The sequence below is a fragment of the Arthrobacter sp. LFS091 genome (assembly GCF_047977885.1).
GTDB lineage: Bacteria > Actinomycetota > Actinomycetes > Actinomycetales > Micrococcaceae > Arthrobacter.
In genome coordinates, this window is record NZ_JBFPFP010000004.1 from 161,859 (window position 1) to 183,695 (window position 21,837).

General features: G+C 64.0%; 21 protein-coding genes, 1 pseudogene and 1 riboswitch. Of the genes and pseudogenes, 5 read left to right on the plus strand and 17 right to left on the minus strand.

Annotation, left to right across the window (positions count from 1 at the left end; translation table 11 throughout):
- Window positions 1–13 precede the first annotated feature (13 nt).
- From ACNQOP_RS09005 to ACNQOP_RS09060, 12 genes and pseudogenes are all read right to left on the minus strand, one after another.
- On the minus strand, window positions 14–1,330 hold the full coding sequence (locus tag ACNQOP_RS09005; protein WP_257368484.1) for a deoxyguanosinetriphosphate triphosphohydrolase: 1,317 nt from the start codon (window positions 1,328–1,330) through the stop codon (window positions 14–16).
- Window positions 1,331–1,393: 63 nt separating this feature from the next.
- Window positions 1,394–2,575 (minus strand): tRNA dihydrouridine synthase DusB, encoded by a 1,182-nt coding sequence (dusB, locus tag ACNQOP_RS09010; RefSeq protein ID WP_235519645.1) that lies wholly within the window; start codon window positions 2,573–2,575, stop codon window positions 1,394–1,396.
- A 43-nt stretch (window positions 2,576–2,618) separates the two neighbouring features.
- Window positions 2,619–3,230 carry a response regulator gene (locus ACNQOP_RS09015; RefSeq protein WP_235519644.1) on the minus strand — a complete coding sequence of 204 codons (612 nt, stop codon included), beginning with the start codon at window positions 3,228–3,230 and terminating at the stop codon, window positions 2,619–2,621.
- A complete protein-coding gene (locus ACNQOP_RS09020) occupies window positions 3,227–4,336 on the minus strand; it encodes a sensor histidine kinase (RefSeq protein WP_416404229.1) in 1,110 nt (369 codons plus the stop codon). The genes ACNQOP_RS09015 and ACNQOP_RS09020 overlap by 4 nt, the downstream gene beginning before the upstream one ends.
- A gap of 29 nt (window positions 4,337–4,365) precedes the next feature.
- Window positions 4,366–5,142, minus strand: a complete 777-nt coding sequence (locus ACNQOP_RS09025) for an ABC transporter permease (protein WP_235519641.1) — start codon at window positions 5,140–5,142, stop codon at window positions 4,366–4,368.
- The gene (locus ACNQOP_RS09030) at window positions 5,139–6,077 is read right to left on the minus strand and encodes an ABC transporter ATP-binding protein (RefSeq protein WP_416404231.1); all 939 of its coding nucleotides are present in this window, start codon (window positions 6,075–6,077) and stop codon (window positions 5,139–5,141) included. Before ACNQOP_RS09030 ends, ACNQOP_RS09025 begins: the two co-directional genes overlap by 4 nt.
- A gap of 100 nt (window positions 6,078–6,177) precedes the next feature.
- Window positions 6,178–7,668: a YibE/F family protein gene (locus ACNQOP_RS09035; RefSeq protein ID WP_257368490.1), complete on the minus strand. Its 1,491-nt coding sequence runs from the start codon at window positions 7,666–7,668 to the stop codon at window positions 6,178–6,180.
- Between the two features lie 53 nt (window positions 7,669–7,721).
- Window positions 7,722–8,474, minus strand: a complete 753-nt coding sequence (locus tag ACNQOP_RS09040; protein ID WP_416404396.1) for a BBE domain-containing protein — start codon at window positions 8,472–8,474, stop codon at window positions 7,722–7,724.
- A 165-nt stretch (window positions 8,475–8,639) separates the two neighbouring features.
- Window positions 8,640–9,106, minus strand: a pseudogene (locus ACNQOP_RS09045) (FAD-binding oxidoreductase); the annotation flags it as partial.
- 202 nt (window positions 9,107–9,308) lie between these two features.
- A complete protein-coding gene (locus tag ACNQOP_RS09050) occupies window positions 9,309–10,271 on the minus strand; it encodes a GNAT family N-acetyltransferase (protein WP_349469570.1) in 963 nt (320 codons plus the stop codon).
- A 2-nt stretch (window positions 10,272–10,273) separates the two neighbouring features.
- Window positions 10,274–11,659, minus strand: a complete 1,386-nt coding sequence (locus ACNQOP_RS09055) for a glycine--tRNA ligase (protein ID WP_416404232.1) — start codon at window positions 11,657–11,659, stop codon at window positions 10,274–10,276.
- A gap of 111 nt (window positions 11,660–11,770) precedes the next feature.
- Window positions 11,771–12,775, minus strand: coding sequence for a DMT family transporter (locus ACNQOP_RS09060; RefSeq protein ID WP_284986223.1), 1,005 nt, complete (start codon window positions 12,773–12,775; stop codon window positions 11,771–11,773).
- 23 nt (window positions 12,776–12,798) lie between these two features.
- On the opposite strand from ACNQOP_RS09060, the gene ACNQOP_RS09065 reads away from it, so the two are divergent.
- The gene (locus ACNQOP_RS09065) at window positions 12,799–13,026 is read left to right on the plus strand and encodes an RNA-binding S4 domain-containing protein (RefSeq protein ID WP_284986222.1); all 228 of its coding nucleotides are present in this window, start codon (window positions 12,799–12,801) and stop codon (window positions 13,024–13,026) included.
- A 9-nt stretch (window positions 13,027–13,035) separates the two neighbouring features.
- Here ACNQOP_RS09065 and ACNQOP_RS09070 read toward each other — a convergent pair whose 3' ends face one another.
- On the minus strand, window positions 13,036–13,686 hold the full coding sequence (locus ACNQOP_RS09070; RefSeq protein ID WP_416404235.1) for an alpha/beta hydrolase: 651 nt from the start codon (window positions 13,684–13,686) through the stop codon (window positions 13,036–13,038).
- A 70-nt stretch (window positions 13,687–13,756) separates the two neighbouring features.
- Here ACNQOP_RS09070 and ACNQOP_RS09075 point away from each other — a divergent pair, with 70 nt between their 5' ends.
- Together ACNQOP_RS09075 and ACNQOP_RS09080 are read left to right on the plus strand one after the other, a co-directional pair.
- Entirely contained in the window at window positions 13,757–14,599 is an 843-nt protein-coding gene (locus ACNQOP_RS09075; protein WP_416404237.1) for an SGNH/GDSL hydrolase family protein, read from the plus strand.
- Window positions 14,600–14,676: 77 nt separating this feature from the next.
- A complete protein-coding gene (locus ACNQOP_RS09080; RefSeq protein WP_416404239.1) occupies window positions 14,677–15,783 on the plus strand; it encodes a winged helix DNA-binding domain-containing protein in 1,107 nt (368 codons plus the stop codon).
- A 31-nt stretch (window positions 15,784–15,814) separates the two neighbouring features.
- On the opposite strand, the gene metX is transcribed toward ACNQOP_RS09080, so the two are convergent.
- Both metX and ACNQOP_RS09090 read right to left on the minus strand, forming a co-directional pair.
- The gene (metX, locus tag ACNQOP_RS09085) at window positions 15,815–16,942 is read right to left on the minus strand and encodes a homoserine O-acetyltransferase MetX (protein ID WP_416404240.1); all 1,128 of its coding nucleotides are present in this window, start codon (window positions 16,940–16,942) and stop codon (window positions 15,815–15,817) included.
- Between the two features lie 14 nt (window positions 16,943–16,956).
- A riboswitch (SAM riboswitch) is annotated at window positions 16,957–17,073 on the minus strand.
- Window positions 17,074–17,246: 173 nt separating this feature from the next.
- Window positions 17,247–18,587: a bifunctional o-acetylhomoserine/o-acetylserine sulfhydrylase gene (locus ACNQOP_RS09090; RefSeq protein WP_416404242.1), complete on the minus strand. Its 1,341-nt coding sequence runs from the start codon at window positions 18,585–18,587 to the stop codon at window positions 17,247–17,249.
- A 205-nt stretch (window positions 18,588–18,792) separates the two neighbouring features.
- On the opposite strand from ACNQOP_RS09090, the gene ACNQOP_RS09095 reads away from it, so the two are divergent.
- Complete coding sequence (locus ACNQOP_RS09095) at window positions 18,793–19,431, plus strand: VOC family protein (protein ID WP_211711634.1); 639 nt, start codon at window positions 18,793–18,795, stop codon at window positions 19,429–19,431.
- A gap of 83 nt (window positions 19,432–19,514) precedes the next feature.
- Here ACNQOP_RS09095 and ACNQOP_RS09100 read toward each other — a convergent pair whose 3' ends face one another.
- Entirely contained in the window at window positions 19,515–20,288 is a 774-nt protein-coding gene (locus tag ACNQOP_RS09100) for a CPBP family intramembrane glutamic endopeptidase (RefSeq protein WP_284986216.1), read from the minus strand.
- A gap of 86 nt (window positions 20,289–20,374) precedes the next feature.
- Between ACNQOP_RS09100 and ACNQOP_RS09105 the strand changes: the two genes are divergently transcribed.
- Window positions 20,375–21,031, plus strand: a complete 657-nt coding sequence (locus ACNQOP_RS09105) for a histidine phosphatase family protein (RefSeq protein WP_416404245.1) — start codon at window positions 20,375–20,377, stop codon at window positions 21,029–21,031.
- Between the two features lie 9 nt (window positions 21,032–21,040).
- Here the strand turns inward: ACNQOP_RS09105 and ACNQOP_RS09110 are convergent, their stop codons facing one another.
- A complete protein-coding gene (locus ACNQOP_RS09110; protein WP_257368507.1) occupies window positions 21,041–21,832 on the minus strand; it encodes a DeoR/GlpR family DNA-binding transcription regulator in 792 nt (263 codons plus the stop codon).
- Between the last annotated feature and the right edge of the window lie 5 nt (window positions 21,833–21,837).

Consider the following 21,837-nt stretch of genomic DNA (forward strand, 5'->3'; position numbering starts at 1 on the left):
TGGGCTCCCGGCTTCACCAGAGTGACGGCAGGCTGCCCACCAGGCGCTCGTACATGGCCAAGGCAGAGGCATCGGTCAGTGAGGCCACCTGGTCGATCACCACACGAAGCCGGGCGCCGTCGTCGACGGCGTCACGCCAGTCGGACGCGAACATCGGCTCCAGGTGCCGGTCGCCTGTAGCGTTCAGGACGCCCACCAGCGCGTGGAGAACCTCGCGTTGACGCTCGTACACCGGCTGGCGGTGGTCCGTGGAAATCACGAAAGTGGTGGCCAGGCCCTTGAGGACAGCGATCTCCGCCACCGTTTCATCCGGGACCATGAGTTCGGCGTCGTACCGGGTCAGGTTGGCGGGCCCGAAATGTCCGCGGGTTGTCTCCATGGCGCTCTGGCAGAACCGGCCAATCAGCTGGCTGGTCATGTCCTTCAGCGCCGCCATCGACTTCCGGCTGCCGTCGGCTTCACGGACCCACACCTTGGTGGCTTCGAGCCGGGCCAGGGCAGCGTCGATCTCCGCGGGATCGTGGTGCGGCAGGTACCACTGCTTGGTGTATCCCACCACCCGTGCACGGTGGTCGGGGTTCTCCATCCACTTCAACTGGAAGTGGCCGGCAACGATCGCGTCCTCCACGTCGTGGACCGAGTAGGAGATATCGTCTGCGAGGTCCATGACCTGCGCTTCGATGCAGGAACGGTTTCCGGGCGCACCCTCACGGAGCCATTCGAACACAGGAAGGTCGTCCTCGTAGGCGCCAAACTTACTGGTGCGGTGCCCGTGGATGACGGGGGCGTCCACGGCTGACCACGGGTATTTGGACGCCGCGTCCAGGCTTGCGCGGGTGAGGTTCAGGCCCGCTGGGCGGCCGTCCTCGGCCAGCACCTTGGGTTCTAACCGGGTCAGTAACCGCAGAGTCTGCGCATTGCCTTCGAACCCGCCGATGGTGTGCGCCACTTCGTTGAGCGCGGACTCGCCGTTGTGGCCGAAGGGCGGGTGGCCGAGGTCGTGGCTGAGGCACGCGGTGTCCACGACGTCGGGGTCGCACCCCAGGGAGCGCCCCAGCTCGCGGCCCACCTGTGCCACTTCGAGGCTGTGGGTCAGTCTGGTGCGCACAAAGTCGTCGGTGTCAGGAGCCACGACCTGGGTCTTGGCGCCGAGCCTGCGCAGGGCCGAGGAATGCAGGACCCTGGCCCGGTCCCGTTCGAAGTCCGAGCGGTAATTGCTCTTGCGGGGTTCTTCGACCCAACGCGCGGAATCGGCGTCGACGTAGCCGGGAATTGCCTGCACGTAATCGTGTGCGGTTCCGTTATGGCCAATCATCGCTTCGGTTCCCATGGGTATCTGCCTCCTTCAAGCGCCTGTTGTGGTGCTTCTTGAGCCAGTCTTACACGTGTGAGGCTAGCCGCCCGACACGTCCAGCTCCGCGGCCGAGATATCGGCGCTCTGTTCCGCGTTCAGCTGACGGCTTTCCAGCCAATCCTTGGGGAGGGCAGGCTTCTTGGGCGAGCCCGCCCGGCCTCGGGGGCCCTCGGAATCGACGCCAGGATAAGGCGAGTCCATGTCCAGTTCGTCGAGGTATCCGCGGAGGACTTCAAGGGTGGGGACGGTGGCGAGTTTGGTGCGCAGTTCGCTGCCCACCACATATCCCTTGAAGTACCAGGCCATGTGCTTGCGGATCTCGCGCAGGGCTTTGTATTCGTCGTTGCCGAACGTCTCAACCATCAGTTCCGCGTGCCGGTAGACACCCTCGGCAACTTCACGCAGTCCAGGGCGGTGCCGCTCTTCGCTGCCTTCAAAGGCTGCCTGCAGATCGCCGAAGAGCCAGGGCCGGCCCTGGCAACCACGGCCCACCACCACGCCGTCCACACCGGTTTCACGGACCATGCGGACGGCGTCTTCCGCTGACCAGATGTCGCCGTTGCCCAGGACCGGGATGTCGGGAAGTGCTTCGCGGAGCCGGGCGATGGCTGACCAGTCGGCCTGTCCGGAGTAGAACTGGGCGGCGGTGCGCCCGTGCAGGGCAACGGCAGCCACGCCGGAATCGCGGGCGATGCGGCCGGCGTCTAGGTACGTCAGGTGGTCATCATCGATGCCCTTGCGCATCTTGATGGTGAGCGGAATATCTCCCTTTGACGCTTCCCGGACCGCCGTCTGGACGATGGACGTGAAGAGATCAATTTTCCAGGGCAGGGCGGAACCGCCGCCTCGCCGGGTGACCTTGGGAACCGGGCAGCCAAAATTGAGGTCGATGTGGTCGGCGCGGTCTTCCTCTACCAGCATCCGGACTGCCGCGCCCACTGTCACAGGATCCACCCCGTACAGCTGCACGGAGCGGACCTTCTCGTCATCATCGTGGGAAATGATGCGCAACGATTCCGGTGTCCGTTCCACCAGGGCACGGGAGGTCACCATCTCTGCCACATACAGGCCGCCGCCGTATTCACGGCAGAGCCTGCGGAAGGCTGAGTTGGTGATCCCGGCCATCGGGGCAAGGATCACCGGGGTGTCCACGGTGATCCCGCCGAGCTTCAAAGGCGGGAGCTCGAGCTTCGGTGCGGGGGGCGTTGCTACTACAGTCACCCATCCATTGTTGCAAACGCGGGCAAATCGGGGAGGCGGGCCCTTAGAGAAGCCACCCGTTCTCATGGGCCAACCGCACGGCTTCGGCCCGCGTCCGCCCACCGGTCTTGGCCATGGCCGCCGAGAGATAGTTCCGGACCGTGCCTTCGGAAAGCATCGCGGCCTTGGAGATATCGGCCACCGTACCGCCGTCGGACGCCGCCTTCAGCACCTCCGCCTCGCGTTCGGTCAACGGACTGTCTCCCGACATCAACGACTCGGCTGCAAGCGAAGGGTCCACCACCCGCAGCCCTTGGTGCACCCGCCGAACCGCCTCGGCCAGCTGACGCGCCGGGGTGTCCTTGACCACGAACCCGGATGCTCCGGCCTGCATGGCCCTCCTGAGATATCCCGGCCTGCCGAACGTCGTGACCATCAGGACGTGGCACGACGGTGCCGCACGGCGAACGGCGGCCGCTGCGGAAATACCGTCCAGGCCCGGCATTTCGACATCCAGCATGGCCACGTCAGCCGCATGCTCCACCACGGCCGCAACCACACCGGTCCCATCCCCCAGCTCAGCCACTACTTCGATGTCCGCTTCAAGGCCCAACAAGGCAGCGAGGGCACCCCGGACCAAGGCTTGGTCGTCCGCGATCACCAATCGAATGCTCATACGTCAACGGCCAATCTGAACCCTCCCAGGTCGCTCGCACCAATACTTACCGTTCCGCCGGCCGTGGCGGCACGCTCCCGGATCCCTGCCAACCCGCTGCCGGGGACGCCCGGCCCCGGCCCCACGCCGTCGTCCTCCACCAGGACGGTCGACGCCGTCAACCGGACCCGGCACTGGACGGCGCCTGAATGCCGCACAACGTTCGTGACGCCTTCCCGCAGCACCCAGCCGAACAGTTCCCGATACTTGGCCGGCACCTGCTCCACTGTCCGGGGAAGGTCGGCTTGGATGCCGGCCGATTCCAAGGCGGTCCTCGCCGCCGCAAGTTCGGCAAGGACGTTGACCCCGCGGTATCCGGCCACCGTGGCCCGGACGTCGGCGAGCGCACCACGGGCAAGCTCCTGGACTTCGCCGATTTCCCCTACTGCCCTGTCCTTTGCCGGGCTGTCAGAGGTTGCTTCCATCAGGCGGCCCGCCAACTCCGCCTTGACGGCTATGACGGTCAGGGAATGCCCAAGGATGTCGTGCATGTCCCGGGCAACCCGGCTGCGTTCGGCGGCCACCGCGGCGTCTGCGAGTTCTGTCTGGGCGGCCCGCAGCGCTGTTGTCTGGCGGATCAGGCGCGCGAACGAGGACATCATGAAGCCGAGGGACAGGATCAGCGCCGGCTGGAAGAATGCCTGCTCCGGGCTGCCCTCTGCCAGTTCGGAGGCCAGGGAAATACCGGACAGTGCCATGATCAAGGCGAAGTCGACGCGGGGCGGCAGCGTGGTCATTCCAATGGCGCACGCAAGGAAGGGCCAGGTCCACAGTGCTTCCTTGCCCACCAGCAGGATGACGAGTCCATTCAGGGCCAGGAGGATCGTGACGCAGGCCAAACCCGTGCGGGCGTTCCGTCCCCGGCTCATCATGGGCAAGAGTGCGTAAGCCGCAAAGAAGGCCACCAACGACGCCGAGGCGAGAACCTTCCAGCTCACGGGCTCGTCCACGGACCATACGAGGTTCCAGGTGGGCCAGGCCCACAACACGATGGAGAACGCTGCGCCGATGAACCATTTTCGGGGACCTGGACCCCGGAGTGTTTCCCACAAGGACGGGCTGCTCATGGATCCCACCTTAGTCACGGCCCAGCGGCTCAGACACGGTTGGTGTCGCGACGGAAGGCCATGGCTGCCCCGCCCACGAATATCGCCAGCCAGACCAGGACGTTCACGATCCACAGGGCATCGAACTCCCCGGTGATGGGGCTTCGTGCCAGCTGTCCGATCCCGTAGGCGGGGGTGAATTTGGCGATGGCACCAAAGGTATCGCCCATGATCTCAATCGGCATGAAGAGCCCTCCGAGCATGGCCAGGATGGCCAGGGCCGGGCCCAGGATCTGCATGACGTTCTGGCTTGGCATGAGGTAACCCACGAAGAGACCGAGTGCGGCGAATACCAAGGAACCCACCCAGGCCACCAGGCCGGCGGTCAGCCATGTCTGGGCGTCCATGGTCACCCCGGCGAGGGCACCGATCACGAACTGGGCGATCACTGCAACCAAGGAGAGGGTCAGCGCGGCCGCGGCCTTGACGGCTATGTATGCACCGGGCAACAGGGGTGTGAGGCGCAACTGCCTGCTCCAGCCCTGGGCACGTTCCACGGCCACCTGGCTGCCCGCACCCGTGGCTGCGGTCATGGCCGCATAGACGGTGAGGCTGATCAGGATGTACTGCCCGTAGCTGTGTCCATTGGGCAGTTGCTGGTTCTTGTTGGACAAGCCGAAGATGAAAAAGAAGATCGCCGGCATGAGCACCGTGAACATGATGGTCCGCCGGTTGCGGAGCATGCGTTTAATCTCAATCCAGAGGAATGTGGCGTTGACGCCGCCCGCGGAGGGCTTGCGGTCCTGAATTGCTGTTCCCTGGCTCATATCCGGTCCCCTTCCATGGCCGTGGGGGCCGTGGCCGGCCCGGCCTCGTCTGCGGTGAGGGCAACGAAGGCTTCCTCAAGGTTGTTCGCGACGACCTCAAGGTCATGGGCGCCGGTATTGGTGAGCAGGAAACGGACCACGGAATCCGAGTCGGCAGAGCGGACGGTGACCCGACCGCCGTCGAACTCAACCTGATCGGCCGCAGGCATGCCTGCCAGCAGGACTCGGTCATCGGCGGGAAGTGACGCCCGGACGGTTCTTCCGGAAGCCAGGTTCTTGATCTGGGCTGCGGTGCCGTCGGCAACCACTTTCCCTTGGCGCACCAGCACGATCCGGTCAGCGTAGGCGTCTGCTTCTTCGAGGTAGTGGGTAGCAAAAATGACTGTTCGCCCCCTCGAAGCGTCGGCGCGGATGGCTGACCAGAAGTCGCGGCGTCCGGCGACGTCCATTCCGGTGGTTGGCTCATCCAGGATCAGAAGCCCGGGGTCCGAGACCAGCGCCATGGCGAAACGCAGCCGTTGCTGTTGGCCGCCGGAGCACTTTTCAACCCGGCGATCGGCAATATCCAGAATTCCTGCGCGGGTCAGGACCTCGTCCACAGGCCGGGCCGAATCGAACATGGCCGCCGTTAGCTGCACTGTTTCCCTGACGCTGATGTCCCGCAGCAGGCCTCCGGTCTGCATGACGGCCGCTACTTGCCCACGGGCTATGGCTCCCCGGGGCGCGTGCCCGAAGATGGACACCGCCCCGGCGTCCGGAGCGCTGAGGCCCAGGATCATGTCGATGGTGGTGGTCTTACCAGCACCGTTCGGGCCCAGGAAAGCCACCACTTCGCCTTGCTCCACGGTCAGGTCCAGGCCGCGCACCGCCTGGACCTTGCCAAAACTCTTATGCAGTCCGGCGGCGCGAACGGCCGGCACTCCCGGTGTTGTCATTGCTCTCCCTGGAATAGGTCTTGTACACCCATTCAAGCCGGGGAACCTTCCGCGCACCCGTAGCGGGTGTCATCGGTTCGGCATGACAAATGTCATCCGGTCAATCGCTGCTTCGGCGCTCCGCTTCGCGCTGCGCCCGACGACTCCCTGGCCGGGCGGTCCTGGCCACGGCAGCCGGTTCGGGGGTGGCGCCTTGCCGGACACCGGCGTCGTTCGTTTCGTCCTGCCCGGAACCGACGACGACGGCGGCCGCGGCCAGCGCGCCGGTATCCTCAAGGCCGTCGGCACTTACGGCCGGTCCCCCGGCAGCGGCAAGGCGCTTCATGCCGGTGGCTTTGACCACCAGGACACCGATGAGGGTAGTGACCGGAATCGCGAGGACCAGCCCGATGGAGCCCACCAGGGTGCGGATGACTTCCTCGGACAATTCCGCGCTGGTGAGAGCCTCTGCCAGTGGGCGGTCGTACAGCATCACAATGATCAGAATGGGAAGTGCCGCACCGGCGTAGGCAAACGCGATGGTGTAGACCGTCGAGGCGATGTGGTCCCGCCCAATCCTCATGGCAGAAGTAAACAACTTCCGGGCGCTGGTGTTGGGTGCGAGCTCGTACAGCTCCCACACCGCCGACGATTGGGTGATGGTGACGTCGTTGAGGACGCCCAGGCCGGAAATGATGAGGCCGCAGAGGATGATTCCGGAAATGGAAATCTGGGGTGACATGTTGACCAGCGTGGAAGCATCGTGGTTGCCCACACCGGCCAGGTTGGCTGCGTCAGTGGCCCACGCCGCCAGGAGCGCCGTGATCGCCAGCCCGAAAATGGTTCCGAGCAAGGCCGTGGACGTCCTTGCCGAGAACCCATGGGCAAAGTACAGAACCCCGATCATGATCACAGTGGATCCCACCAACGCCAACAAGAGCGGCGGCTTGCCCTCCACCAGACCGGGCAGGATGAAGCTGACCAGGACAAAGTAGGCTCCCACCAGGCCCAGGAGCGCACGGAAACCGCGCCAACGGGCCACCGCGATCACCACCACGGCATACAGCACAGCCAGGGCCGCTATGGGGATGTTGCGCACGAAGTCGACGAAAACGTAGGACGGCGCGCCACTGCCCGCCGTGTTGCCTTGCACGCCCGAAAGATTCAGGTACCGGATGGAGTCACCAACGTCCACGCCGTGGGACATCGCGACATCGGGGTTGATGACCACTTTGACCGCCTCGCCGCCCTTGTCCGGCACAGTGAAGGCAAAGGTGCACTGGGAGCCGCCGGCCTGGTTCTGGCCTGTGGTGGGCTGACCCGTTGTGGGCTGGCCCGTGTCTGACTGCCCCGTCTGGGTACAGCTTTCCACCACGACGCTTTGTATCTTGCCGGTGTCGAACGTGACCCCCGGGGCCGCCTGGTAGGGACTTGAAAAGTTGATCCCTTCCCGGCTGCCCGAGGGCCACATAAGCACCATCGCCACAAGGGTGAGCACGCCCAAGGGAACCAGGACTGCCGCCAGCAGCAAGTTGGCCCTTTTACGGGAAGCGACCGCCTGCGGGGTTGGTTCCGAACCCTCAGGATGACCGTGGGAGTGACTGTGGCCCATCAGCTGCAAAACCTCATGGGCTTAAGCCTACGTGGATCCGGTGGACTCCCGGCTCAGCGTGGCGGGATGTTCTGGTTGACGCGGAAGAGGTTGTCGGGGTCGTATTTGGCTTTGACCGATACCAACTTCTCCCAGTTGGGTCCGTAGTTGTCCGCGACCCGGTTCTGGTCCTCCGAGTCCATGAAGTTGATGTATCCACCAGCCTCCGAGTGCGGTGCCAATGCGGCCGCGTACGCGCGGGCCCAGGCGATGTTGGCTTCGTTATCTGCAGGATCGGGCCACTGGGTCGCAATGACCGGAGAGAACTTCATGTCCCGGTGGGCAAAGGCAGTGTCCTCTACAGCTACCCGCGATACGGCGCCATCGATGGGATAGACGTGGACGGCGGTGTTCATGCTGGTCACGGTGGCCCCAAATTGGGCGTGGGCAGCGATGGCCCCGTCGTTGAGTTCGCGCAGGAAGTTGGCCTTCCAATAGCCCTGCATGCCCTTTGGGTTGAGTCCGTCAAAGGCGACGTTCAGCGCCGGGTACGGCATGGGTCCCACCATGGATCCCGCCACTGGGGCGGCCTCCAGGAATGGCTGCCAGCGTGCATCCCCTTCAGCGGGGTCTCCCGTCCACATTCCCACCACCACGCACACTGCCTTGCCGTGCCACTCTTCGGGGAGGAAAGGCACAGGAGGCCCTTGATGGAAGCCCAGGAATGCCCCGAGCTCTTCGGGTGCGGAAGCTATGTAGTCACGGTAGAACCTGGCCACTGCGGGAATGTTCTCCGCGCCGTAAATGATGATGCCCGCATGGACCATATCCACCGGATGGAGTGCGAACTCAAGGGATGTCACCACCCCGAAGTTGCCTCCGCCACCCCGGATCGCCCAGAACAGGTCTTCATTCTGTTCCTCGCTGGCGATCAGGAACTTGCCGTCTGCCGTCACGACATCTGCCGAGACAAGGTTGTCGCAGGAGAGCCCGTACTTCCTGGCGAGGTACCCGATCCCGCCGCCCAAGGTCAGGCCCGCCACACCCGTGGATCCAACGATTCCACCGGTGGTCGCAAGCCCGAAAGCGTGCGTGGCGTGGTTGAAGTCGGCCCAGGTCGTACCGCCTTCGCCCGGGCCCGGGAATTTTGGGGATCCACCCGAACCCCGGTGCGATTAACGAAGTCCAACACGAGGGCGTCGTCCCACGTCCCGAAACCAGGAGCGCTGTGCCCGCCGCCCCTGATGGCCAGCGGCATGGAGTTCTCGCGGGCAAAGTTCACACCGGCGATGACGTCGGAGACCTGCGCTACACGGATGACCCCGGCAGGACGTTTGTCCACCATCGCGTTGAAAACGGCGCGTCCTGCGTCGTAGTCAGGATCTTCAGGAGTGACGAGTTGCCCACGCAACAGTTCCCGCAGCCCGTCGAGGGCGATCTTGTTCATAGTGCATACCATCGATTCAGACGTGAGACCGGACTTTCCACACGCCTCTCCCCCCGGATGTGACGGCGTGGGGGCTTACGTCGATAGACCTACTCCTGAGCCTCGGCCGCGTCAGGAACCTCTGATAAGGACCAGAAAACAACGAATCCTGCCTGACCCTGGAAACAGGGCCAGACAGGATTCGCAGTGCTCCAAAGTCGTACGTGGATTCCGGTCAGTCGCTCACGATCAACGTATCTGCACCACGAACGTGGGCTTTCCCGGACTCGAACAGTGGTCCCAGGACCGAGCGCAACGCGGTCATCGATTCGTCGACTTCCAGCAGCACAGGGTGCTGGTAGGCGATCAGAGCCAGGAGGTCACGCACTGCCGCTTCCGCGTCCCCATCGGAAAGACTGGGATCGTGTCCCAGGAAGACATCCGATGGTTCATCCGAGTTGCCCTGGGCGTAGCTGATGGCAAACGCCTGGATTTTGCCCTTGCGGCTCGCCGGAACGCCCTGGCCAAAAGCACTGGCTTTCGGCGCCCGCAGGACGATCGCACCATGGGCGCCCGTGAGGTCATGCAAGAACAAACGCTGGACCGTCGCGATGCTAAGCTCCCCCGGGCTGTCCCAGTGGTGGACGTGAGAGTAGTACTTACCCACCACGTCGCTGAGCTCCACCGAACCTGTTGCCAGGTCCTCCACGCGCTCCGACGCCGCTTCCTCGGAACCATCCCCGAAACGGGGTAGCTTCAGCGGCTCGGGTTCCACCACAACCAGTTGCGAACGCTGGATGGGGGCAAGTCCCGCTGCAGCGGCAAATGCCGCGCCGGCAGTATCCGGTTCCACTTTGCTGCGTAGCTTGGAAACGCCCGACGGCGAGTCCCCGGCTTCTCGGCGCAGCATCGCCAGGAGGGTGGAACCAACGCCGCTGCGCCGATGGTCCTTGGCAACCTCGATGTACGCCCAAAGGCGTTCCGGGTGCAGCGAAGCTTCATGGACGACGCCGGCGGCAACGGGAATGCGCCCACCGTCCACGACGTCTTCGGCCACGATGCAACGCCGCCATGGCTGATTGCTGGACGGGGCCAAGGCCGCACGGAACTGCTCAGCGGGCAGGGTTTCCGGACCACCCCAGATCTCCAGGAGGGCGAGGTCGTCGCCCTCCTTCCATTCGCGGTACTCCAAAGCCACGATCAGGCGCCGATCAGGCGTGCGGCCAGGTAGCCCTCAACCTTGTCCAGGGACACACGTTCCTGGCTCATGGTGTCGCGCTCGCGGATGGTGACGGCCTGGTCTTCGAGGGTGTCGAAGTCCACGGTGATGCAGAACGGGGTACCGATTTCGTCCTGGCGACGGTAACGGCGGCCGATGGCGCCGGCGTCGTCGAAGTCGATGTTCCAGTTCTGGCGCAGCTGCGCGCCCAAGGCCTTGGCCTTCGGGGAAAGGTCCTCGTTGCGGCTCAGCGGCAGGACTGCAGCCTTGACCGGCGCGAGGCGGGGGTCGAGCTTCAGCACGGTGCGCACGTCCACGCCGCCCTTGGCGTTGGGAGCCTCGTCCTCGGTGTAGGCATCGATCAGGAAGGCCATGAAGGAACGGGTCAAACCAGCGGCCGGCTCAATAACGTACGGGGTGTACCGCTCATTGGTGGCCTGGTTGAAGTAGCTCAGGTCCGTGCCGGAAGCCTTGGCGTGAGTGGAGAGGTCAAAGTCGGTGCGGTTGGCGATGCCCTCAAGCTCGCCCCACTCCGAGCCCTGGAAACCGAAGCGGTATTCGATGTCCGTGGTGCCCTTGGAGTAGTGGCTGAGCTTCTCCAGCGGGTGCTCGAAGAAACGCAGGTTCTCCTCACGGATGCCCAGGTTGGTGTACCAGGACATACGCTCCTTCATCCAGTACTGGTGCCAGTCTTCATCCGTGCCTGGCTCGACGAAGAATTCCATTTCCATCTGCTCGAACTCGCGGGTACGGAAAATGAAGTTGCCCGGGGTGATCTCGTTGCGGAAGGACTTGCCGATCTGGCCGATGCCGAACGGCGGCTTCTTCCGGGAAGTGGTCAGCACGTTGTTGAAGTTCACGAAAATACCCTGCGCGGTCTCCGGACGCAGGTAGTGCATGCCTTCCTCGCTGGCCACCGGGCCCAGGAAGGTCTTCAGCAGGCCGGAGAATTCCTGGGGTTCGGTCCACTGGCCGCGGGTGCCGCAGTTGGCGCAGACGATGTCCGCGAGGCCGTTCTCGGCGGGGCGGCCCTTCTTTTCCTCGAACTCTTCAAGGAGGTGGTCGGCGCGGTAGCGCTTGTGGCAGGACAGGCATTCCACCAGCGGATCCGAAAAGACCTCAACGTGGCCGGAGGCTTCCCACACCTGGCGGGGCAGGATGACCGAGGAGTCCAGGCCCACTACGTCTTCACGGCCGCGGACCATGCTCTGCCACCACTGGCGCTTGATGTTTTCCTTCAGCTCCGCACCCAAGGGGCCGTAATCCCACGCGGAACGGGAGCCACCATAGATTTCACCGGCCTGGAAGACAAAGCCCCTCCGCTTGGAGAGGGAAATGACCTGGTCAAGGACGGATTTTGCTGCCATGGGTAACTCCATTTGTTCTACAGGGCCGCTGGGTGCGGTCCGCGGTGGTTAGCCCCGGATTCCGGACGTGGTTGCCCGGCGGGGAGGTTGGGGAAATTGCTGTCTCCTACCCTACCGGCCTTTGGCCGCACCCCTTCGTGCGAAAGCTCCCCTGGGCCAGGGCAGGGTGGCCACGATGATCGCGGCAAGCGTCAGTACGGTTCCCAACACCGTGGGCAAGGCGACCACCGCGCCGGGACTGGGGATCACGACGTCGAGCACCAGAGAGCCCACCAGCTGGCCCGCAATCATGCCCAGCCCGGTGATCAGTACCCCGAGGCTGCGGACCAGCAGCGCTGCCAGGCCAATGAAAAGGCAGCCCATGGGACCACCGAGGTAGTACCACCACTCCGACGGAAGCGGATTTCCAGGACCGGCGACTGCCAGTTTGATGAGCCAGGCGATCCAAAGAATCGCGGAGCCCGCGATGAAGTTGACCAACGTGGCGGCGACGGGCGTCCCGTAGTGGACGGTTGCGGTTCCGTTCATGGCCTGCTGGAAGCTCATCAGGAAACCGGCGGCCAGCGGAAGCAGCACGGGCAACAGCAGCGAGGCAACATCCGCGTCAGCCCCGAACCGCGGCGAAACAGCCCACGCGACGGCGGCAACGGTCAGGACACTGCCCAGGACACGGACGCCGGTAATGGCGCGTTTCCCGCCGGGCCCGATGCCCATGCGGTCCACGAGCAGTCCGCTGAGGGTCTGCCCCGTCACTGCGGCGACAGTAAACAGTGCCACGCCGAGCAGTGCCACCGTGAAGGATTGGGCAAAAACGAACAGCGCACCGATAGCGCCTGCCATCACGTAAAAACGGGGAAAGCTGCGGTTCCGGACCGCTGGGACGATGCGCTGAAGACCGGCCCTGCCTTTGGGGGTCGCCAACGAAATCGCGCTGATGAGAATCAGGCCTGTGGTGAAGCTCACCACAGCAGCTGCTATGCCGTCGTTCAGTGTGGCGCCAAGGGCACCATTGATCCTTCCTTGAAGCGGAATGACCAGGCCCGTTGCTACTGCAATCGGGAGCCCAAGGGCAAGCGGAAAGGCGGAACGGGAAGAAGGCTGCGGCACTGTCACCACACTACTTCAGGCATCATTGCTGTATGAGCAACCCGGAAATCGAAGAGATCCCCATCCGCGACGACATGATCCGCCTTGGCCAGCTGCTGAAGCTTGCCAGCCTGGTGGAGGACGGCGTCGAGGCCGCGGAGCTCATCAAGAACGGCCTGGTCAAGGTCAACGGTGAGATCGACGAACGCCGCGGCCGCCAACTCCACCCCGGCGACACCGTGACGGTCAACGGTCAGACTGTGAAGATCACCGCCGCCTGACCTCGGAGCTCAATCGGTGAGCACTTTGTGGGTGAGGAACTCTCCCACATGCCCGATCTCCTGCTGGTTGATGCCGTGCCACATCCCGGTGTAGAGGACCTTGGTGAGGTCCACGTGCTTGCGCACCCAGCCCATGGTGTATTCGATCTTGTCCGGGGTGATGACGGGATCCTGCTGGTCACGACCCCAGAACATCGGCAGGGTACCGTCCAGTTCGTCGTCACGGAAGGCTGCGTCAGCGCCGGCGTCGATCACGAAACCGGAAAGCCCGACGACGGCCGCGAAGTCCGCGGGCCGGTACCGGAGCATCGTGGTGGCCATGGCCATGCCCATTGAGAACCCCAGGAGCGTCACTGAGGAATGGTTGGCCTTGACGGAGTCGAGCCACTCCAATGCGTAATCGGCAGCAAGCTTGACGGCGTCGATGGAGTAATCGATGGACGCCGTGAGCGGGAACCAGGTATAGCCGGGCCCCGTCGGCATGGGAGCGCGGAGGGCAGCCACCACGAAACCGTCCGGCAGCATCCCGGCAAGGCTGAAGAGGTCTTCCTCGTTGGAGCCGTAGCCATGCAGCAGGACCAGCAAAGGCTTTCCGGCACGTTCGGCTTCGTCGTGGGACCACAGGACAACGGGTGCGGGGAATGCGGGAGCTTCTGTCATGGGTCTATTCTTGCAGTTGCCCACAGGTAACAACTTACGGTCGCGTAGGGTCGCAGACACGAGGCAGGATATGAGCGTGAGTGACAATAATCCTTTGCTGAAGCCGGGAGTCCCGGTACAAAAACACCCCTGGAGCCGGTATGTGGCCCTGGGTGATTCCTTCACCGAGGGCATCGGCGATCCCGAGCCCCGCAACCCCGGAGGCTACCGCGGCTGGGCCGACCGTGTGGCCGAAGAGCTGGGCCGTGGGCACGACGACTTCGCCTACGCCAACCTCGCCATCAGGGGCCGTCTGCTGCAGCAGATCGTCGACGAACAAGTGGGCCCCTGCCTTGAGCTCCAGCCCGATCTCGTCTCGATCTCCGCTGGCGGCAACGACCTCATCCGGCCGGGCGGCGACCCCGACCTGCTGGCCGAAAAGCTTGACGCCGCCGTGGCTCAGCTCGGTTCAGGCGGTGCCACGGTGGTCCTCTTCAACGGCCCCGACACTGCCTCGTCTGTCTTGGGGCGCATCCGCGGAAAGGTGGCCATCTACAACGAGAACCTCCGGACAGTGGCCGCACGGCACGACGCCGTCATCGCGGACATGTGGTCCCTTCGGCAGTTGTCGGATTCCCAGATGTGGGACGTTGACCGGCTGCACTTTTCTCCTTTGGGACATCACACTATCGCCATGATGGTCCTGGATGCCCTTAACGTCGAGCACACCCTTGAGCCTTTGATGCCCAAGGCCCTTCCGCCGCGGACGTGGCGGGAAGCCCGCTCTTCGGACCTCGTCTGGGCGCGCGAGTACTTTGTCCCCTGGGTCCTGCGGCGGCTTCGTCACCAGTCCTCTGGCGACGGAATTACGCCAAAGCGCCCGACGCCGGGTCCCGTCTTCGGCGCCGACGGCACCTTGCTGCCGCGCAACTAACGTGCGGCTCGCGTCCGGGGAGGACCCCAATGTCGGATGACGGTTCTCCCCTGACGGGAAAGGTCCGGCAATTGCGAATGAGGCGCCAGCAGCTGCGTGCTCCCCACGCCGGTTCGCCGGCCGAAACCCTCCGCAACCTGCTGGCAGTCCAGTCACAGGAATTTCCTTACGCGCGGTGGACGCTCGCCCAAAGGTGCCAACCCCACGCCGGGGTCACCGCAGCCGATGTCGAGCAGGCGGTGGCGGACGGCGCCATCCTGCGCACCCACATCCTCCGTCCCACCTGGCATTTTGTTCACCGGGACGATCTCGGCTGGCTGATGGGGTTGTCCGCCGATCGGCTCCATCAGGGAAACAAGGGGATGTACCGGCAAACCGGCCTCGACCAGGAAGTCGCAGCCCGGAGCGGGAATGTCCTGGCGCGGGCGGTGGAAGGCGGGGCCCACAAGACCCGCGAAGAGCTCGCCGCGATCCTTGGTGCCGCTGGTTTACCCAGCAAGGGGCTGCCCTTCATCTATCAACTCATGCACGCGGAAATCAGCCGGATACTGGTCAGCGGCGCCCCCGTCCGATCCTCGGGTGGTGCGCTGAAACAGACCTATGCCCTGTTCGACGAACGGATCACGGGTTCCACGGGCGGGCCACTGACCGGCACGGACCGTGAACAGGCCCTCGGGCAGCTGGCCCTGCGGTACTTCGCCAGCCGCGGACCTGCCACCGTGAAGGACTGCGCAGCCTGGTCCGGGCTCACCATGAAGGACGTAAAGCTGGGGCTCGAAGTTGCCCGTGAGCTCGCTCCCGGAACGCTCGGGTCGGCCACTTTCGATGGGCTGGAATTTCACCTCGCCTCCGAAGAAGTCGAGGGGCTTTCCGGGCCGCCCCACGAGGCGGCACTCCCACGCGTTGACCTCATCCAGTGCTATGACGAGTACGTGATGGGGTACTCCCAGTCACGGCATTACCTCGGCGGAACGGCACCGTACCTTTCCACGGACAACAGCCCCCTGCACGTTGTGCTGGTGGACGGACGATTGGCAGGGTGGTGGCGGCACGGATTCATCAACGGCGTCTGCGAACTCGACATCAGGATGGACCGGCCCACGACGCCGGATGAAGACATCGCACTGGACGCCGAGGTGGCCCGCTATGGAAGTTTCCTGGGCCTCCCGACCAAAAGGGCATGAGACGTCAAGGCTAAGCTGGGAAGTCACTGCTTTAGGACTGGGAAAAGAAGGCCTGGTGGAGTTGCGCGGACAGTTGGCCGATTTCGGTCAGGAAGCCGTCGTGGCCAATGGGGGCTTCGATGACGTGGACCGGTACGTTCCCGGGAAGCCCGGCCGCCAATTCCCGCGATTGTGCGGGGAAGTAAAGCCTGTCACTGTCCACCGCCGCAACGAAGAACTGCGCAGTGGTCCGGGACAGTGCGTCTTGGAGTGAGCCACGCCCCCTGGTCACGTCGTGGGACATCAGGGCTTCGGTGATGGCAACGTAGCTGTTCGCGTCAAAGCGGCGGACAAGCTTGTTCCCTTGGTGGTCCAGGTAGCTCTCCACCTGGTATCGGCCCCGCTCCGCGAGGACGGCGGCAGCAAGCGGCGTTTCCTGGGGCTGCGGCTGACGTCCAAACCGGTAATCCAGTTCCAGGGCCGAGCGGTAGGTGATGTGCGCAATCCGGCGTGCCAACGCCAGGCCCTCTTCGGGGGCTGGGCCGCCGTAGTAGTCGCCGTTGTTGAAGTTCGGGTCCTGCCGGATGGCAAGGGTCTGGGCCTGCGCGAACGCAATCTGCTCGGCCGTGCTGTAGGCGCCGACCGAGATCACAGCGCACCGTTCAACCCGTTCGGGAAATGTCACGGCCCATTCCAGGGCCCTGGCACCTCCCATGGATCCGCCCAGTACGGCATGCCAGGCCTTGATCCCCAAGGTGTCCGCGAGTCGCGCTTCAGCCTCCGTGCTGTCGCGCAGCGTGATCAGGGGGAACCGGGATCCCCAGGGCTGGCCGTCCGGCGCTTCGGAGGACGGGCCCGTGCTTCCATAACAGCCGCCCACGATGTTGATGGAGACCACGAAGTACTTGGTGGTATCGATGGTGGCGCCAGGTCCGACGAGTTGTTCCCACCATCCTTCCTCGTCGGTTGCTCCGCGAGCCACATGCGTGCTGCCCGTGAGCGCATGCTCGATGAGCACGGCATTGGAGGCATCCGCATTGAGCCGGCCCCACGTTTCATAGGCCAGGACAACGTCCGGAAGGAAACCACCGGCCTCGAGCTCGAGCGAACCGATGCTGGCGTACTTAACCGTGCCGTCCGCTTCTTCGGCTGTGGGTATGGCTGTTGCAGTGATGGTCATTCCTTTGACACCTATCCTCGCGCTTGCCCGTCGCCTTGCGCGCGAACGGGCCAGGTCTTCACCCGGGGCACCCCACCGCGGAGGAGGGTTGCCGGCCAGCAAGCCGGGGCTACATGCTGGCACTCGTGACCTATAGAAAGAGTGTAGGAAAAACCGGGCCACTCTGGCGAAGAATGTGACAACACTGTGACGGTTTCGGGTCACATCGTTCGCGAATGGGCGCTGTGGAGCGCCGCCCTTCGAATATTCGACGGCGCGGGGCGGCGCTGCACAGAAGGTGTTCGTTACTGGATCAGGCGGGCCACTAAGCTCCCTTGGCCGCCCTGAAGCCTGCTTCGAGGTCGGCGATGATGTCGTCCACGTGCTCGATGCCAACAGACAGGCGCACCAGGCCTGGTTTGACGCCGGCGATCTCCTGCTGCTCTGCGGTCAACTGGCTGTGCGTGGTGGAGGCCGGGTGGATGACCAGCGAACGCACATCGCCGATGTTTGCCACGTGTGAGTGAAGCTCCAGCCCGTCCACGAAGCGCTTGCCGGCTTCGACGCCGCCCTTGATGTTGAACGCGACGATGGCGCCGGTGCCGTTGGGGCCATACTTCTTGCCGCGCTGGTACCACGGGCTGGACGGCAGACCCGCGTAGGCGACCGATTCGACGTCGTCGTGCGCTTCAAGCCACTCCGCCACTTTGGTGGCGTTGGCGACGTGGCGTTCCACGCGAAGGCTCAAGGTTTCCAGCCCCTGGGCGATCAGGAAGGCATTGAATGGCGCGACGGCGGAGCCCAGGTCCCGGAGCAACTGGACGCGGGCCTTGAGGATGTAGGAGAGGTTTGCGCCGAGCGCCCCGTCCTTGCCGAGGTCGCGGGCATAGACCAGGCCGTTGTAGCTGGGATCGGGGGTGTTGAAGCCCGGGAACCGCTCGGGGTCCTTGCCGAAGTCGAAGTTCCCCGAATCCACGATCACGCCGGCAATTGCCGAGCCGTGTCCGCCGAGGTATTTGGTGGCGGAGTGCACCACGATGTCGGCGCCCCATTCGATGGGACGGATCAGGTAGGGAGTGGACAGGGTGTTGTCGACAATGAGCGGCACCCCGGCCTGGTGCGCGACCCCTGCGATACCTTCGATGTCCAGGACGTCCTGGCGCGGATTGGACACCACTTCGCCGAAGAAGAGTTTGGTGTTCGGCTGCACGGCGTCACGCCACTGGTCCAGGTTGTCCGGGTCTGCGACGAAGGTAACCGAAATACCGAACTTCTTCAGGGTATGCGCGAGCAGGTTGTAGGTCCCGCCGTAGAGGCTGGGGCTGGCCACAACGTGGTCACCTGCCTCGGCGATGTTCAGGATGGCGAAGGTCTCCGCCGCTTGTCCGGAGCTGAGCAGGAGCGCGCCGAGGCCCCCTTCAAGGCTGGCGATCCGCTGTTCAACGGCATCCTGGGTGGGGTTTCCGATGCGGGTGTAGATCGGCGCGAGCTCGGCCAGTGCGAAGCGGTTGGCTGCGCTTTCGGCGCTGGGGAACACGAAGGACGTGGTCTGGTAGATCGGCAGCGAACGAGCACCGGTGGCAGCGTCGGGCTCTTGGCCTGCATGGATCTGGCGGGTTTCGAAAGACCATCCGTGGGACATGGAGTTCTCCTGTTCGTGGCACATGGTTTCAACGGAATTGATGGAGTGGTGTGAACTGGGGCCAGTCTAGGAACACCCTGCGGGCCTTGGACAGCTTTGTGACGCCGGTGGAATGATTCGGTCCCCCGGCGTAGGTTTGTGACACTGTTGCACCCTTGTGCAATAACATCCCATGTTGGTAAGGCTTGGCTTAGCTGAGACGCCGATCACAAAGTGCCAAGATGATGCCATGCGCATGGATCACGTCTCTTACGCCTGTGAACGAGATGGCCTTTTGGCCACTACCGAACGAATTTCCGCGGCATTGGGAGTGGACGCAGTCCGGGGCGGAGTGCACCCGCGCTTCGGAACCCGGAACATGATCATTCCCCTCGCGGATAACAAGTACCTGGAAGTCGTGGAGGTCCTGGACCACCCGGCTTCCGACAAGGCCCCCTTTGGCCAGGCAGTGCGTGCACGCTCGGCTGCCGGTGGCGGCTGGATGGGCTGGTGCGTCGCCGTTGACGACCTCGCCCCCTTCGAGGAGCGCCTCGGCCGTGCCGCCGTACCCGGGAACCGCAAGTTCCCTGACGGCCGCGAGCTGGTGTGGCAGCAGATCGGCATCCTTGGCCTGATCGCCGATCCCCAGGTCCCCTACCTCCTCAAGTGGGAGGGCGACCCCACCCTGCATCCTTCAAAGGTCTACGAAAGTGACGTGAAGATGTCCAGCCTCACCATTGCGGGCTCGGCGGAACGTGTGACCGAGTGGTTAGGCGAACCCGTGGAAAAGCCGCTGGAGGACGTAGCCGTCCAGTGGATCGCACCGCGGGGTACTCCGGGCATCATGGCTGTGACCTTCGAAACAGCCTCCGGGGCCGTTACCATCTGACCGTTCCACAAAAGCTTCGGCCGCCATCAGCGGGTGCCAATGACGTCACCCACCGATGGCGGCCGGATATTTTTAACGGCCGCCTACCCCAGCCCCACTGCCTTCCCGAAGAGGCTGAACCCAACGAACGCTACGATGTCCAGCAACGCGTGGGCGATGACCAAGGGCATCACCCGCTTGGTCTTCGTGTAGATCCAGGCGAAGACCAGGCCCATCACGACGTTGCCAATGAAGGGCCCAAAGCCCTGGTAAAGGTGGTAACTCCCCCGCAGGACTGCGCTGACAGCGATGGCCACCGGCGTGCTCCACCCGAATTTACCGAAGCGGTCCATCAGGTAACCGACCACGATCACTTCCTCCACGATCCCGTGCCGGATCGCGGACAGGATCAGCACAGGCACCGTCCACCAGTACGCGTCCAGGCCACTTGGCACAATCGCCGTGGTGATGCCCAGTGCCCTTCCTGCCGCGTAAAGGCCCAACGAAGGAATACCGATGGCTGCTGCCAGTCCCAGGCCGTGGAGCAGGTCCTTGCCGGGCCGGGCGAAATTGAACCCCAGCCGGGCGAACGCTGATCCGTTGTCGCCATTCCGGTTTGCCTGGACATGCGTGGACAGGAAGTAGAACACCAGAGCCACAGGCACCAAGGCAAACACGATGTCCAGCAACTGGTACGTGAGGTCGAAGTATTCGCGGGTGCTTTGGGACCTGTTCAAGGTCGAGGTCGCATCCGCCAACGGCGCCCGGGTCATCTTGTCCAGCAGCTGCACCACCGAATAGACGGCCGACTGCCCCAGGGAAAGACCAAGCACAATCAGCACTTCGGCGCGCAGCCGGCGTTGGGAGGCAAGGAACATGTACCTATCTTGCCTGCAGTTCCTGCCACTTTGCCGGGAACCGCCGCCCTATGCTTGGTGGGATGGGTGCCCCTGGGAGAATTTTCATGATTCGGCACGGCCAGTCCGCCGCGAATGCCGACACGTCCATCTACAACCGTGTGCCGGACTATCGGATCCCCCTGACGGACCAAGGTCTGCAGGAGGCACGGATCGCCGGTGAGGACCTTCGCCGGAAGCTCGACGGCGAGCAGGTCTGCGTCTACGTTTCACCGTACCTGCGGGCGTATCAGACTCTTGAAGCCATGAACCTTGGCCCGCTGGTGGAGCGGGTGGTCGAGGAGCCCCGGCTGCGGGAACAGGACTGGGCCAACTTCCAGATAGCCGGAGACATCGAGGACCAAAAGGAGCTCCGCAACCTCTACGGCCATTTCTTCTATCGCTTCCGCGAGGGTGAGTCAGGCTCGGACGTGTACGACCGCGTGTCCTCGTTCATGGAAACGCTGTACCGCCACTGGCAAAAGCCCACCTATGCACCGAACACGCTGCTCGTGACGCACGGCCTGACAATGCGCCTGTTTTGCATGCGCTGGTTCCACTGGACGGTGGAGTACTTCGAGTCGCTGAACAACCCGGAGAACGCCGAGTTACGCACGCTGATCAAGAACGACGGCGACCAGTACAGTTTGGACCTGCCGTTCACCCAGTGGGTGCCCAGGGACGTGGACGACTCTGTGCTGCACGCGCCAAGGATGCGGTTCTAGCAGCAGACCCTAGCCGGCAGGGGCAACGATGACCTCGGTGCCCTTGGCCTCAAACGCGGCTTTGTCCTCGGCGCTGATGCCCGAGTCGGTGATGAGGTGCCGGAAGTCGTAGCCGGACATGGCCGCGAAAGAGCGCCGGCCCACTTTGGAGGAGTCCGCCACGACGTAAGACTCCGTGGCCCGGCGTGCCATCACTGTGTTGACCATGGCTTCGCCTTCATCGGTGATGGTGGGGCCGAGGTCCGGATCCACGCCATTGACGCCGATGAAGGCGATGTCCAGCGCCACCTTCTGCATGATGACATCCGTGTAGGGGCCCACGAGTTCGTAGGAGCGGGGATTCAGGATCCCGCCGGTCACCATGATTTTGATATTGGGCCGGACTGCCAGTTGGGAGGCGATGTTGATGGCGTTGGTCACGACGGTCAACGTAGGCCTGTTTGACGGCGCGTTGAGGTCCTCACGGGTGGAGAGAAGCTGGGCCAGGGCCGTGTTGGTGGTTCCACCGCTGAGGCCGATCACGGCGCCGGGGCGGATCAACGACGACGCAGCCAACGCGATTTCCTGCTTGGCTTCGGCATGATCGTCCCGGTTGTACCGCCCGGGGAGGTCGTAGGCAACGGACCCGGTGGTGGCGCCTCCCCTGGTTCGGCTGAGCAGCCGCTGCTTGGCGAGGCTGTCGAGATCCCGCCGGGCCGTTGCAGGCGACACGCCCAAACGCGTCACGATGTCCTCGACTTCCACATGGCCGGACTCGGCCAGGAGATCGAGGATGGCGGTCAGCCGATCGGTGCGGGTCATGACGA

Excerpts from the sequence above, each read along its gene's own strand:
- ACNQOP_RS09065 (WP_284986222.1), top strand. The coding sequence starts at position 12,799 with ATGAGCAACCCGGAAATCGAAGAGATCCCCATCCGCGACGACATGATC.
- ACNQOP_RS09070 (WP_416404235.1), bottom strand. The coding sequence starts at position 13,686 with ATGACAGAAGCTCCCGCATTCCCCGCACCCGTTGTCCTGTGGTCCCAC.
- ACNQOP_RS09055 (WP_416404232.1), bottom strand. The coding sequence starts at position 11,659 with ATGGCAGCAAAATCCGTCCTTGACCAGGTCATTTCCCTCTCCAAGCGG.
- metX (WP_416404240.1), bottom strand. The coding sequence starts at position 16,942 with ATGACCATCACTGCAACAGCCATACCCACAGCCGAAGAAGCGGACGGC.
- ACNQOP_RS09040 (WP_416404396.1), bottom strand. The coding sequence starts at position 8,474 with ATGGTCCATGCGGGCATCATCATTTACGGCGCGGAGAACATTCCCGCA.
- ACNQOP_RS09030 (WP_416404231.1), bottom strand. The coding sequence starts at position 6,077 with ATGACAACACCGGGAGTGCCGGCCGTTCGCGCCGCCGGACTGCATAAG.
- ACNQOP_RS09080 (WP_416404239.1), top strand. The coding sequence starts at position 14,677 with ATGAGGCGCCAGCAGCTGCGTGCTCCCCACGCCGGTTCGCCGGCCGAA.
- ACNQOP_RS09095 (WP_211711634.1), top strand. The coding sequence starts at position 18,793 with ATGCGCATGGATCACGTCTCTTACGCCTGTGAACGAGATGGCCTTTTG.
- ACNQOP_RS09035 (WP_257368490.1), bottom strand. The coding sequence starts at position 7,668 with ATGGGCCACAGTCACTCCCACGGTCATCCTGAGGGTTCGGAACCAACC.
- ACNQOP_RS09025 (WP_235519641.1), bottom strand. The coding sequence starts at position 5,142 with ATGAGCCAGGGAACAGCAATTCAGGACCGCAAGCCCTCCGCGGGCGGC.
- ACNQOP_RS09100 (WP_284986216.1), bottom strand. The coding sequence starts at position 20,288 with ATGTTCCTTGCCTCCCAACGCCGGCTGCGCGCCGAAGTGCTGATTGTG.
- ACNQOP_RS09020 (WP_416404229.1), bottom strand. The coding sequence starts at position 4,336 with ATGAGCAGCCCGTCCTTGTGGGAAACACTCCGGGGTCCAGGTCCCCGA.
- ACNQOP_RS09005 (WP_257368484.1), bottom strand. The coding sequence starts at position 1,330 with ATGGGAACCGAAGCGATGATTGGCCATAACGGAACCGCACACGATTAC.
- ACNQOP_RS09015 (WP_235519644.1), bottom strand. The coding sequence starts at position 3,230 with ATGAGCATTCGATTGGTGATCGCGGACGACCAAGCCTTGGTCCGGGGT.
- ACNQOP_RS09105 (WP_416404245.1), top strand. The coding sequence starts at position 20,375 with ATGATTCGGCACGGCCAGTCCGCCGCGAATGCCGACACGTCCATCTAC.
- ACNQOP_RS09075 (WP_416404237.1), top strand. The coding sequence starts at position 13,757 with ATGAGCGTGAGTGACAATAATCCTTTGCTGAAGCCGGGAGTCCCGGTA.
- ACNQOP_RS09110 (WP_257368507.1), bottom strand. The coding sequence starts at position 21,832 with ATGACCCGCACCGATCGGCTGACCGCCATCCTCGATCTCCTGGCCGAG.
- ACNQOP_RS09090 (WP_416404242.1), bottom strand. The coding sequence starts at position 18,587 with ATGTGCCACGAACAGGAGAACTCCATGTCCCACGGATGGTCTTTCGAA.